The sequence below is a fragment of the Peribacillus psychrosaccharolyticus ATCC 23296 genome, assembly GCF_000305495.1.
GTDB classification, from domain to species: Bacteria; Bacillota; Bacilli; order Bacillales; family DSM-1321; genus Peribacillus; species Peribacillus psychrosaccharolyticus.
The window spans coordinates 1-12,752 of the sequence record NZ_AJTN02000249.1; the positions used below are offsets into that span (position 1 = coordinate 1).

Consider the following 12,752-nt stretch of genomic DNA (forward strand, 5'->3'; position numbering starts at 1 on the left):
GAAAAATGTTTTGAAGTGCTTAAATAACTTACACCTCTTACCTGCCCGTTAAAGGGCGTTGATTATGTGTATTAATAACAATATCTTGGAAGGCATTTCTGCCGCATACACAGAATACTTCCTCACTTTTTAGCAGTACATGGCAGTGCAGGCAATACTTCTTTTTCATATAGCTCAACTCTTTTCGTAGGTTCTGTATATATGATATTCAGAAAAAAAAAAGAGTTGCAGCAATGTGCAACTCTTTTTTCTATGATGCTTTTTGGACCGTCGCTAGTTGAGTTTGTTTTGTGCTTGGAATAATGTTAAATAAGATATTTAAAACGATTGCTGTCATACTTCCAGCTACAATGCCATTGCTCGTGAGAATTTGCATACTTTCTGGCAATTGGGCAAACAACGAAGGGACCACCGTAACCCCCATGCCCATTCCTACTGAACAGGCAATAATTAATAGGTTCTCTTGCGAAGAAAAATCTACGGTACTGAGCATCTTTATCCCATATGCAAGCACCATCCCAAACATGGCAACCATGGCACCGCCTAGAACAGCTGACGGTATGACGGTTGTGAATGCACCAATTTTCGGCACTAGGCCAATCAGTATAAGCATCCCGCCAGCCGTATAAATAACATTTTTACTTTTAACACCTGATAACTGAAGCACCCCGACATTTTGGGAGAAGGCTGTATAAGGAAACGAGTTAAATAATCCACCGAGTATTGTCGCTATCCCTTCTGCACGGTATCCCTTTGATAAATCCTCTTCGGTTACTTCTTTTTCACAGATGTCACCGAGTGCATAATAAACACCTGTTGACTCAACAAGACTTACGATGGCAACCAATGTCATGGTAAGGATTGCCGAAACATTAAACGTCGGCATCCCGAAGTAGAAGAGATGAGGGATATGCATCCATGAGGCATCACTGACAGCCGCAAAGTTAACTTTCCCCATTAATACCCCTGCTGCAGTTCCACAAAGAATCCCTATTAAGATCGCAGCAGACCGAATAAACCCATTGAAAAATTTATATAGAAATAGAATGAAAAGTAAAGTACCAAACGCAAGTGTGAGGTTTTCAACCGATGCAAAATCAGCCGCTCCCTCTCCACCAGCCATATTATTCATGGCTACTGGGATGAGGGTAATTCCAATAATCGTAACGACTGATCCCGTCACAACTGGCGGGAAAAATCGAGCTAACCGACCAAACCATTTACTAATAATAACGACAATTAACCCCGAAACAAGAATGGCCCCGTAAATAGAGGTAATCCCGGATTGCTTACCAATAGCAATCATCGGTAAGACGGCCGTAAATGTACAGCCGAGCACAATGGGAAGACCTATACCTGACACTTTGTTTTTCCAAACCTGCAGAATTGTCGCAATTCCACACATAAAGATGTCAATAGAGATCAAGTAGGTTAATTGTTCAGAAGATAGCTTTAAGGCACTTCCGACAATTAAAGGAATTATAATGGCACCCGCATACATGGCTATGACATGCTGAAATCCAAGAGCAGCTATTTTTAACGGTGATTTATTCATAAGCTGTTACCAAGCTTTCTTCAACAAAGGTAATGGATCCTTGTTGTAATGCTTGAATTCTTGCTAAAGATTCGACACGAACTCCCTGCTTTCGAAGTTGTGCGCCGCCGTCTTGGAAAGCTTTCTCAATCACAATCCCTATTCCTTGTACGGAAGCTCCAGCTTTCTCACAAATCTCCATTAATCCGAGCGCCGCTTGTCCATTCGCCAGAAAATCATCGATAATCAACACCCGGTCACCTGATTCAATATAGTTCGTTGAAACGGTTATCGTATTTGTTTCTTTTTTAGTATAAGAATATACCGTTGCCGTCAGTAGTCCTTCTGATAGTGTCAGAGATTTCTTTTTTCTAGCAAAAATCATTGGAACGTTTAATTCTAAGGCAGCCATTAGGCCCGGTCCAATACCAGAGGATTCAATTGTTAAAACCTTCGTAATCCCTTCCTCATTAAATCGTTCTGCAAACTCCTTTCCAATTTCCTTCATTAAGACAGGGTCCATTTGATGATTTAAAAACGAGTCCACCTTTAATATTTGATCGCTGAGCGCTAAACCTTCTGCTTTGATTTTGTCTTTTAAAAGCTGCATTTTTTATTCCTCCTATATAAACTCATTAAATACATAAAAAAGCCCGGAAGATCTTGCTTACTCTGACTAAAGAGTAAAGCAATATCTCCCGGGCTATCGTGAAGAAACAGCAAATAACACAGCTGTCCTTACTAGTAGACGGAATAGTACTGCTTACCCATAGTCAGATTATTTACGGTAATCCGGTAGAAACTTGCAGGCCATATCCCTGCTATTATATGAGTAAAACTATGACGAAAAATAATATAGTTGAATTATAACAAGATTTATCTCCTTTGAATAGACCAAAAACGTTATTTTTAGATAACTTCCTCATAATTTCTAAATGGTATTCTGACTTCATCCCTTTTTTAATAAAAATCGTTAGTCAAAACGTCCTCTTCACAAACCATTCACAGAAAGTTCATTTATCGTCACATTTAAATTGGTAAATAAGTCCTTGCCTAAAGCTTTACCCTATTTCCACAGTGTTAACAGGATCATTGAACACTTTGTGACTTTGTTAAAAAATGCTAGTTTCTATCCAGTTCTTTTGTATGATGAGAAAGTACTCATACCATTTAACTAGTTCAGAAGGGAGTGAAATCCATGCCGTCTCCTCAAGTAAAAAACAAAAAAAAGATATCAATTAAAGAGGATTCCACATTAAAAGGAACATTTGCTGCCGTTATGATTTTAGGAGCCATTATCGTCATTACCTGGGCTAGTGTTTATTTCTTATATGTAGGACGTCTTTAGGAACAAAAAGGGGGAAAAATCATGCATATGCATAGGTTTGAAAAAATTTGGCTTATTTTCGGAGTTGGGGCACTCCTTCTATTTTTAACCGTTTTAGGAGTAAGCGCATTCTATCTAGGCAACCAGCCGCCAAGCTGTTTAGTAACGATCGATCCTGAACAAGTAGACACAACTGCACCATTTAATAAACCAGGATTGAATAAAGTGGAAGGAAAGGACTGGGATTATGAGCTCGTTTATGTCGCTTCCGCCTTTTCCTATAATCCTGTAAAAGTTGAAGTTCCGTTAGGCTCCACGGTCAAGGTTATGGCGACTACCAAAGACGTAATACATGGATTTGAAGTAACTGGAACAAACATTAATATGATGCTTGAGCCCGGATATGTCAGTGAATATGTCGCAAAGTTTGATAAAGCGGGCGAATTCCTGATTATTTGTAACGAATATTGCGGAGCCGGCCATCATATGATGAGCTCCAGAATCGAGGTCGTTGAAAAATGAACAAACTCTCTGTAACTACCAAAGTTGATCCACGTGATGCTAAACTTTCCATGGCACATTTCCATGTCGCTTTTATCGCATTGGCACTAGGAGGTTTTGCAGGTTTGCTGCAGGTCTTAGTTCGTTCTGGGACATTCGAACTTCCTTTTGGTATTACTTACTATCAAGTGTTAACCGTACACGGTGTTTTACTTGGCCTTATATTAACAACATTTTTCATTATTGGTTTTCAATTTGCTGCCATCAGCAGGACCGCTGGCACTTTATCGAATAAAGCTAGGTTGATCGGTTGGATTGGTTTTTGGACTATGACACTCGGTACCGCAATGGCTGCTACAATGGTGTTATTAAATGAAGCCTCTGTTTTATTTACCTTTTATGCACCTCTAATGGCGCATCCAATTTTCTATATTGGATTGACACTTGTTATTGTCGGAAGCTGGCTATCCAGCGGAGCAATGCTTTCATCTTATATAGGATGGCGTAAACAAAACCCTGGTAAGGTCAGCCCACTGTTAAGTTTCATGGTTGTGGTTAATACCTTGTTATGGCTGGTTGCGACGATTGGTGTCGCTGCTACTGTCTTATTCCAAATGCTTCCGTTATCACTAGGAATGGTTGATTCAATAAATGTATTGGTCAGCAGAACGTTATTTTGGTATTTCGGTCACCCACTCGTTTATTTTTGGTTGTTGCCAGCTTATATGTGCTGGTATGTGGTTATTCCAAAAATTATCGGCGGGAAAATTTTCTCTGATTCATTAGCACGAATGTCCTTTATCCTATTCTTGCTTTTCTCTATTCCAGTCGGTTTCCATCATCAGCTTACCGAACCTGGGATTGATCCAGCGTGGAAATTCCTACAGGTTATCTTAACCTTTTTAGTGGTCATTCCATCTCTTATGACGGCATTCTCTATGTTTGGAATGTTTGAAAACTATGGTCGTTCTAAAGGAGCAAAAGGATTATTCGGCTGGTTTAAGAAACTGCCGTGGGGAGATGCTCGATTTGTCGTTCCGTTCATCGGGATGGTTGCTTTCATCCCAGCAGGTGCAGGAGGTTTAGTTAATGCATCTAACCAATTAAATCAAGTGATTCATAATACCATTTGGGTAACGGGTCACTTCCATTTAACACTTGCAACATCCGTTGTTTTAACCTTTTTCGGAATTGCTTACTGGTTAATTCCACATTTAACAGGTCGTGTGTTAACGAAAAAAATGAACAAATTGGCTATTATCCAAGCCTGTGTTTGGGCCATCGGTATGACCTTTATGTCAGGTTCCATGCACCTTGCTGGACTGCTTGGAGCTCCACGACGCTCTTCCTATTCTACGTACGGGGATTCCCAAACAGCGATTGACTGGATTCCCTATCAAATAGGTCAAGCAATTGGCGGATCTATTCTATTTATCGGAATTATTCTTGTTCTCATCATCTTTATTAATCTTTCATTCTTTGCACCAAAAGGTGAGCAAGAATTCCCAATTGGCGAAATGGCTGAAGAGGCAGAAAAGACACCAATGGTATTTGAGAATTGGAAGATTTGGATCGGTTTGACCATCGTTCTTATCCTATTCGCTTACACCATTCCATTTATTGATATGATACAAAATGCACCACCAGGCTCAAAAGGGTATAAATTTTGGTAATTAACATTGAAAAAAGTGCTTAAACTTTCCGTTTAAGCACTTTTTTTGCGTTCTGCTATCCTTGAATACAAAAAGCAGCAGGCACTTTGCCCGCTGCTCATTTTTAATCAAGCTGATAAATTTGACTGTATTTCTCTTCAAGGTAGCTGATCAGGTAAGCTGCATTTAACCCCTCACCAGTTGTAGCTTGAAGAATTTCAAGTGGTTTTTTTGTGCTGCCGTATTGATGAATATGTGTATTGAGCCAAGTTCTAATCGGTGTAATATCACCTTTTTGTAAATATGCATCAAAGTTTGGCAGCTCTTCTGTCATCGTATGCTTGATCTGTGCTGCATACATATAACCTAATGCATAGGATGGAAAATAACCGAAGCTGCCATCTGCCCAGTGGATATCCTGTAGGATTCCTTCTGCATCATTTCTCGGTGTAATGCCTAGGTATTCTTGATATTTCTTATTCCAAGCATCCGGGAGGTCCTTAACTTCTAAGGTTCCACTAAACAACTCTTTCTCTAATTCATAGCGAACCATGATATGTAATGGATAGGTCAGTTCATCAGCATCCACCCGGATAAACGACGGTTTAGATTCATTAATTCCCCGGTAGAAGTCCTCTAATGATACATCTGCAAATTGTTCAGATGCATATTCTTTTAGTACTGGATATTGTTTCTCCCAGAAATGAATATTCCGACCGATAAAGTTTTCAAAAAATAGTGACTGTGATTCATGAATTCCCATCGATGTTCCTGTATCAAGCAATGTCCCGGTTAATTCTTTTGATATGTTTTGCTCATAAATGGCATGTCCGCATTCGTGAATGCTGCCAAAAACAGCTCCGCGAAAATCATTTTCATCATAACGTGTTGTGATTCGGACATCTCCTCGATTAATTCCTGTTGCAAACGGATGAACTGTCTCATCCAAACGCCCTGCCTCGAAATCATAGCCAAGCTGCTGAAGAATATTCAGACTGAACGCTTCCTGGTCCTCTTTTGAGAAATGAGTATATAGGAATGATGTCTCAGGCTTATGATTACTTTGAGCAATTCTTTGTACTAATGGGACAATCCGTTCACGAAGCTCTCCAAACACTCTATCCAAAATCTCGACTGTCATGTCTGGTTCATATTTATCCAATAGGGTGTTATAAGGATGATCCGTATATCCCCAATAGTCAACAAATTTCCGCGTATATGAAACCATTTGTTCTAAGTATGGTTCATAAATCGAAAAATCGTTCTTTTCTCGAGCTTCCATCCAAGCACTTTCAGATTTAGATTGTAAGATTACAAATTCCTTGTATTCATGTGCCGGGATTTTCTTGTTACGATCGTATTCTTCCCTACTCTTTTCAATCATGATTTTGGTCGTCGCAGACAATCCGTCGGTTGAGGTGAGCAAGGTTATGAACCTGCCCATTTCTTCGCTCGTTGACAGCTGAAATACCTCTGCTGCTAACATACCGATTACTTCAGACCGTTGTGCTGTTCCTTTAGCAGGAGCACCTGTCCGTAAATCCCAAAAAATGACCGCTAATGCTTCGTTATACGCGGCAATTTTTTTCACATACTCTCGATATGCTGTTTCTACGTTTATTTGTTCAGCCATTTATTTACCCCCCTATTGTTTACTCTTGGATTTTACCATATTTTTTCAGAATTGAGACAGGAAGATGAAAAGAAAAAAACCGAGGAAATCCTCGGTTTTAGGGTGCAGTAGGTAAAACAGCAATTATTTTAGATAGTGTATCCTCAGTTAACTGTTTATCTGTCAGTATATGAATCGAACCTGAATCATCACTTGTACGGATTAACCGGCCGATTCCTTGTCTTAATCTAAGCAGCATATACGGAAGATCAACCTGTTCAAATGGCTGATCAGCTGCTTGACGTTTTGCTTGGAAAACTGGATCATGCGGCGGGAACGGCAGTGAGAAGATGATTACATTTTTCAATGAATCACCTGGTATATCAAGCCCCTCCCAAAGGTGATAAGAAAGAAGCACCGATTCTTCGTTTGTTTGGAATTTTTTCACCAGTTCACTAATTTCTTCGTCGCCTTCATAATAGAATGGAAACTCAGTATCCTTCGCATGCTTTTTAAACCAAAGCAGTTCTTCCTTCGATTGGAAAAGCACGAGTGTTCTGCCGCCATTATCACGAATACTATTCATGCTGTAATCTAATTTATCTATTTGGTTTCCTGATTCAAATACTGGTATAGAAAGATCCATAACCTCATCATACTCAAACGGAGATGATACAGAAAAACTGCTGTAGTCCTTGATACCCAAGCTTTCAGCCAGATAGTCAAATGACTTATTATCAGAGAGTGTTGCGGAAGAAAAAATATAAGGCATTTTCTTTGAAAACACTTCTTCTCCAAGAATATCCTGAACAAGCCGTGGCATGATAACCAGCGTTTTAGTATCTTGATTTTCTTCAAACCAGGTGACCGCCTGACGGTTCTTCAAGAATAATGATAATGAATAGCCAAGCTGTTCTAGGTATTCCTCAGTAACCTTTAAATCATAATCATTAATTGTATAAAGCTCAGCTTCAAACACAAGACTCTCTTCAAGCTCTTCCACCTTCTTGTGGAGTTTGCCTGCTAAAGAGATGATGTCATCTGATTCAGGAATTTCGTAACGATTTGATCCTTCGACAGGTATCGAAAGGACATCAAGCAAAGTAAAGAATTCCTCGTTTATATCGATTAAGTCTTCAATAATGTAAAGTGTTTCCTCACGAACTTGATTAGCCATTAATAATTCAAGAACATTAGCAAGCGCGGCTTCACTCACTTTATATGTTAATGCTTTTTGAGCTGAAATTTCTAGTAGATGTCCTTCATCAAACACGACACAGCTATGCTCCGGCAATAATGGAAGCTGTCCTTCACGTTTGCGTTTTTCTTTTGTCCACACATGTTCCATAAAGAAATCATGTGAACAGATAATCAGGTCCGTTGACTTCCGATAATGGTCACGTGACAACGTTTGACCACAGCGATGCCGTTTATCACAGGTAAAACAGTTCTGCAGCTGATCCCAGCCGACTTTCGACCAATCCTCGTCATTTAAGTATGCATATTCTTTTCGTTCCCCATAAGGGCTATAAGAGGCCATTGAGCCATTGCCATAAACGAATTTTGGTAATTCATCATACACACGGTCAATTCCTTCAGAATCTTCATTTGTAACTGCGGTCTCTAATTTTTTTAAACAAAGATACTGATCATGATATTTCGCAAGTCTTACATCAATGTCGATTCCCAGCATTTCTTTGATCTTTTGAATGTCGCCTTCTTCTTTAACAAGCTGTTCAATCAATGTTTCATCCGCACAGGAGATAATAGCGGGCTTATTCGTATATCGAGCGTAGCACAGTGCGTAGAGCAAATAAACCAAGGTTTTCCCGGTGCCTACACCTGCTTCAGCAAACATTACCTCTTTATCTTTAAATGCTTTTTCAAGCTGAAAGGCCATAAAAATTTGTTCATCGCGGAGCTCAAAGCCTTTTTCTGGAAGAATGTCATAAAAAACATCCCCTATCCATTCTGAAAGCTTATCGTAAAAAGAATCTTCCTTGGTAACTGGAAAAGGCAGCGTTTGTAGCATCGTATTCTCCCCTTATCTATCGTCAAATAAAATATACCCGTTTCAATGCAAAATTACATTATCCCCTATTTTATATGCAGAGTCAAGGGAGAGTTGCCGAAAGCGAATGATTCATCATTCCATTTTTCCTGCAAATAAAAAAGCATAATGAAAGGGGCTAAAGATGCCTTTTCATTACACTAACTCTTTTCGTCTATTCCTGCCGATAAGAAGAAGTTCCTTGAAGATGGTAAGCGAGTGCATGATAAAAATTTTTTTCCGCCTCCTTCAACCCGTTAATCCCCTTCTCATTATGGACATCACCCCTTATACATTCGTAAGAAGAGGATAAAGCTTTCGTAATTCGGTAAAATTCATCGACCTTCGAATTCATAGACACGTCTCCTTTACACAACTATTGATATGAATCTAGTTTATGCTGAAACGCCTCTTCCTATACCTCGTTTAGGACAACTCAGAATATAATAATGAATCCGCGCAGGGTTTAAACGTGTCGCTTTGTTTGACGTTAAGAACACACCCTGACACTTAATTATAGCGGGGGTATATTCTCTATTTCCTTACCTTCTCAGCTGTTATTCCCGTCTGGGCAGGCATTATTCCCGTCTAAAAGAGGCTTAATCCCGTCTCGGCACTATTTTTAATCAATTAATACCTGAGGGGGTATCTTCACAGGGTCGAAGCAATCTTTCGATTACCCATTTTTAAGAACAGCAAATGTATCATTTTCCCGCCTTTGATCATTCTTTCCAAACCTCTTTTGTCTATGATAAAGGCAAAAAGCAGGCTCTTCTTTAGAAGAGCCTGCTTTTTTCTTTGCATATAATTAAGCTTTTTGAACGTTAGAAGCTTGTGGTCCACGTTGTCCTTGTTCCACTTCAAAAGTCACATCTTGACCTTCTTCAAGTGTTTTGAAACCTTCGCCTTGAATAGCTGAGAAATGTACGAATACATCGTCTCCGTTTTCGCGTTCGATAAAACCAAAGCCTTTTTCTGCGTTAAACCATTTTACTTTACCTTGTTCCATTTGTTATTTCCTCCTAGTGTGCTAACCACACATTCTATTACTATCCTTGCTCATTGTGATGATGAGGTAAAAAGTTTAGAAAACTTGTTTTTCCTTACATCCGAACAAAAATAATTCTCCTATAGAATAGCAGAAATGGGCACTTTTTGCAATACATTCGCACGAAAAAATTGGGAGGTTTTTTACATTTATTCACTTTTTTCAGTCTTGGAATTTCTTCCGATTTCCCCAGTACTGATAATAATCTGTACGGATAAAACCATTGAAAAGTTTCCGTTTCTTAGTAGCTTGTTTTCCAAACAGTAATTCAAAGTCTGGATGAGATGTAATAATATAAATAGACCAAGTATCTAGATCACGGAAAACACGGCCCATATCTTTGTAAATTTGTTCTACCTCTAATTCCTCACCAATTCGTTCACCATATGGAGGGTTCCCAACAATAATCCCAAAATCTTTTTTAGTTGTGAAGTCACTTACCTGCATCTGTTTGAATTGAATTAAATCTCCAAGGCCCGCCTCAAAACTGTTATTTTGGGCGATTTCCACAAGTTTATGATCAATGTCGTATCCTGAGATATCCAAGTACTGATCATAGTCTGCAAGATCCTCGGCTTCTAGTCGAGCTTGTTCCCAAACCTTCTTATCAAACCATCCCCATGTTTCACTCAAGAAGTCACGATTAAAGCCTGGAGCTATGTTTTGACCAATCAACGCAGCTTCGATTGGAATTGTACCAGATCCACAGAATGGATCAACGAAAGGCTTATCTGGATGCCAGCTGGTCAACATAACCAATGCTGCGGCCAGCGTTTCTTTAAGCGGAGCTTCACCTTGACCAGTTCTGTAACCTCGACGATGCAGGCCTGTACCGCTTGTATCAAGCGTAATGGTCGCGATATCCTTTAAAATCGATACTTCAATTTTAAATAACGGTCCCGTTTCTTCCAGCCAAGAAACCCTTTTATAATGTGTCTGTAACCGATCAACAATCGCTTTTTTAACGATTGCCTGACAGTCAGGAACGCTAAACAAAGTCGATTTAACCGACTTCCCGCTTACAGGAAATTCTGCATCTACCGGCAAAAAATCTTCCCAGTTTAATGCCTTTGTATTTTCAAATAAATGATCAAAGGTCTTCACTTTAAATTCTCCAACCTTAATCTTTATCCGGTCTGCTGTACGAAGCCATAAATTTGAACGGGCAATCGCCGTCATATCACCCTTGTACATAATTTTCCCGTTTTCTACTTCACATTCGTATCCTAGTGCTCGTACTTCTTTTGCTACTATTGATTCAAGACCCATAGCTGAAGTTGCTATAATATCAAATTGTTTCATCGTTACACCAGCTTTCCTTCAAACCATACTCCCAAATTTGCAGTAAGCACATTTTCTGCTGGAGCAGGTTTTAATATCTTTCTATCCTGACACTTATCTTAGAACTGTGCTGTAATATACCAAAAACCAACAAGTTATGTATGACATCTATTATACCCTTTAATTCGACTGGGTATCTATTTCCTACTTAAAAAACAACTTATATACAAACAAAAACTCTCCTCGCTAAAGGAGAGCTGTGTTTGAGTTGTTTTGATATGAAAACGTTCTGTAAGCCATGTTTTGTTCCTCAGTACTGCGAACGGTGAATAATCACCTCGTACTTCGGTGGTAATCATCTATCTACAGAGAGCTAAGTCTCTGTCCTTCTCCTCGTTGAATTCCAAGGAAGAAAGCGCCCCTACCTTAATTTGGGTTTCTCGCTCGTGGGGTTTACCTCGTTCCACCCTTTTCATTTCTGAAAAGGCTACGTCACTGTGGCACTTTTATAGGTATTCACACCATATCCGAAGACTTAGGTGTTTTCCCTGCCGTCAGCAGTTAAACTGCTGCCCAAGCTTATTTTTTCACCAGGCACGAACACTACTGGCATCTCAGCCAGTGCGAGCATGGACTTTCCTCTACAATATAAAATATTGCAGCAATTACCCAAACGTTTTTCATAACATTAACTAGTATAATTCAGTTCGTGAAAAACATCAATGGTAAATGTTATTCACTTTTAAATAAAGACGTTCTTATTCGTACAGCTTACTTCCAAACACATGCTTTTCCAGATTAGACAGCCTTTTTAAAATATCAAAGTTGGTTGTACCCGGTGTTGCTGAAGGAGCTGCCTGGCTGCGGCGTGTTGATTCCTCTGCCAGTTTTTTTAATTTGGTATTCTCTTGACGTAAATCTTCAATTTCTTGATAAAATGCTTCATAATCCTTAATAACGAGATCTAAAAATTCATCAACATCTTCGGGCTTGTAACCCCTCATACCTGTTTTGAAATCTTTTTCTAATATGTCTTTCGCAGTCAATTTTATCTTATCAGCTTGCATAAGATTCACCTCAATACTTTCGCCATCGACTTTTTATTATTTTTTCAAATAAGCATACATTTGTCAACATTCTTCATTAAATATCATAAATCATTCAGCCCAGTTCTGCTCTTCCCCTGCTTGTTGAAGATCGTCGAAGGAAACTCGGAAGACTGGATAATCCCTGTATTCGCCCTGTTTCTTCGCCTCATTTAAGGCGAATTTCGGGCTTCCTTCTCTCTCTTCATCATAAAGCAGAAGCATTGCATCACTTTTTTTACAAGGTATTCATTTTTCATTTTTAACTGATGCGGACCTTCATAAGGCTTTTGGTAAATGGAACCAACAAAATCAGCTCGTCCAATAACGGATTCGTAATATTCTTTGTTATCTTCTTTCCAGGATTCCTCCTGATTTAGGTAGGGCGTAATCACACCAACCTGTGGTCTGCCGCCGAATTCTTCACGAAGCTCATAAGCTGTTTCAGCAGCCCATAGCTCTGTTCCCAGCTGGCCGGTGATAATGACCCATTCCAGTCCTTCTTCAACAAAAGGAGTCAGTCGCTGCTTAATCGCTTTTTTTATATATGTGACACCTTCATGGTCATTCTTAAAAATACCATATTCAAAGGGTTTATATCCAGTTATATACATCACTTTCATTTGATTCACTCCTATGTATAGGAACAAGGGCATAGCAGC

General features: G+C 39.3%; 12 protein-coding genes, 1 other RNA gene, 1 pseudogene and 1 riboswitch. Of the genes and pseudogenes, 3 read left to right on the top strand and 11 right to left on the bottom strand.

The window, feature by feature from the left end:
* Positions 1-37: 37 nt before the first annotated feature.
* From WYK_RS26080 to WYK_RS20120, 3 genes are all read right to left on the bottom strand, one after another.
* A complete protein-coding gene (locus WYK_RS26080) occupies positions 38-169 on the bottom strand; it encodes a hypothetical protein (RefSeq protein ID WP_268870070.1) in 132 nt (43 codons plus the stop codon).
* Positions 170-250: 81 nt separating this feature from the next.
* Positions 251-1,555: a nucleobase:cation symporter-2 family protein gene (locus WYK_RS20115; RefSeq protein WP_040376239.1), complete on the bottom strand. Its 1,305-nt coding sequence runs from the start codon at positions 1,553-1,555 to the stop codon at positions 251-253.
* Positions 1,548-2,144: a xanthine phosphoribosyltransferase gene (locus WYK_RS20120; protein WP_040376240.1), complete on the bottom strand. Its 597-nt coding sequence runs from the start codon at positions 2,142-2,144 to the stop codon at positions 1,548-1,550. Before WYK_RS20120 ends, WYK_RS20115 begins: the two co-directional genes overlap by 8 nt.
* 140 nt (positions 2,145-2,284) lie before the next feature.
* Positions 2,285-2,386: riboswitch (purine riboswitch) on the bottom strand.
* A gap of 346 nt (positions 2,387-2,732) precedes the next feature.
* Here WYK_RS20120 and WYK_RS20125 point away from each other — a divergent pair.
* From WYK_RS20125 to WYK_RS20135, 3 genes are read left to right on the top strand one after another with little or no spacing between them, the layout of a single operon-like run.
* Complete coding sequence (locus tag WYK_RS20125; RefSeq protein ID WP_040376241.1) at positions 2,733-2,882, top strand: hypothetical protein; 150 nt, start codon at positions 2,733-2,735, stop codon at positions 2,880-2,882.
* Between the two features lie 21 nt (positions 2,883-2,903).
* Positions 2,904-3,383, top strand: a complete 480-nt coding sequence (locus WYK_RS20130) for a cytochrome c oxidase subunit II (RefSeq protein WP_040376242.1) — start codon at positions 2,904-2,906, stop codon at positions 3,381-3,383.
* Positions 3,380-5,035 carry a b(o/a)3-type cytochrome-c oxidase subunit 1 gene (locus WYK_RS20135; protein ID WP_040376243.1) on the top strand — a complete coding sequence of 552 codons (1,656 nt, stop codon included), beginning with the start codon at positions 3,380-3,382 and terminating at the stop codon, positions 5,033-5,035. Before WYK_RS20130 ends, WYK_RS20135 begins: the two co-directional genes overlap by 4 nt.
* A gap of 103 nt (positions 5,036-5,138) precedes the next feature.
* On the opposite strand, the gene WYK_RS20140 is transcribed toward WYK_RS20135, so the two are convergent.
* The 8 genes and pseudogenes from WYK_RS20140 to WYK_RS20170 form a co-directional block, all read right to left on the bottom strand.
* Complete coding sequence (locus WYK_RS20140) at positions 5,139-6,647, bottom strand: carboxypeptidase M32 (protein ID WP_040376244.1); 1,509 nt, start codon at positions 6,645-6,647, stop codon at positions 5,139-5,141.
* A 97-nt stretch (positions 6,648-6,744) separates the two neighbouring features.
* The gene (locus WYK_RS20145; RefSeq protein WP_040376245.1) at positions 6,745-8,658 is read right to left on the bottom strand and encodes an ATP-dependent DNA helicase; all 1,914 of its coding nucleotides are present in this window, start codon (positions 8,656-8,658) and stop codon (positions 6,745-6,747) included.
* Positions 8,659-8,851: 193 nt separating this feature from the next.
* Positions 8,852-9,031 carry a hypothetical protein gene (locus WYK_RS20150; protein ID WP_040376246.1) on the bottom strand — a complete coding sequence of 60 codons (180 nt, stop codon included), beginning with the start codon at positions 9,029-9,031 and terminating at the stop codon, positions 8,852-8,854.
* A 453-nt stretch (positions 9,032-9,484) separates the two neighbouring features.
* Entirely contained in the window at positions 9,485-9,685 is a 201-nt protein-coding gene (locus WYK_RS20155) for a cold-shock protein (RefSeq protein WP_040376247.1), read from the bottom strand.
* A gap of 201 nt (positions 9,686-9,886) precedes the next feature.
* On the bottom strand, positions 9,887-11,026 hold the full coding sequence (locus tag WYK_RS20160; RefSeq protein WP_040376248.1) for a THUMP domain-containing class I SAM-dependent RNA methyltransferase: 1,140 nt from the start codon (positions 11,024-11,026) through the stop codon (positions 9,887-9,889).
* Positions 11,027-11,292: 266 nt separating this feature from the next.
* Positions 11,293-11,682, bottom strand: an RNA gene (gene rnpB, locus WYK_RS24245) — RNase P RNA component class B.
* An 81-nt stretch (positions 11,683-11,763) separates the two neighbouring features.
* Complete coding sequence (gene gpsB / locus WYK_RS20165) at positions 11,764-12,072, bottom strand: cell division regulator GpsB (protein ID WP_040376249.1); 309 nt, start codon at positions 12,070-12,072, stop codon at positions 11,764-11,766.
* Between the two features lie 90 nt (positions 12,073-12,162).
* A pseudogene (locus WYK_RS20170) lies at positions 12,163-12,746 on the bottom strand (SLOG family protein).
* Between the last annotated feature and the right edge of the window lie 6 nt (positions 12,747-12,752).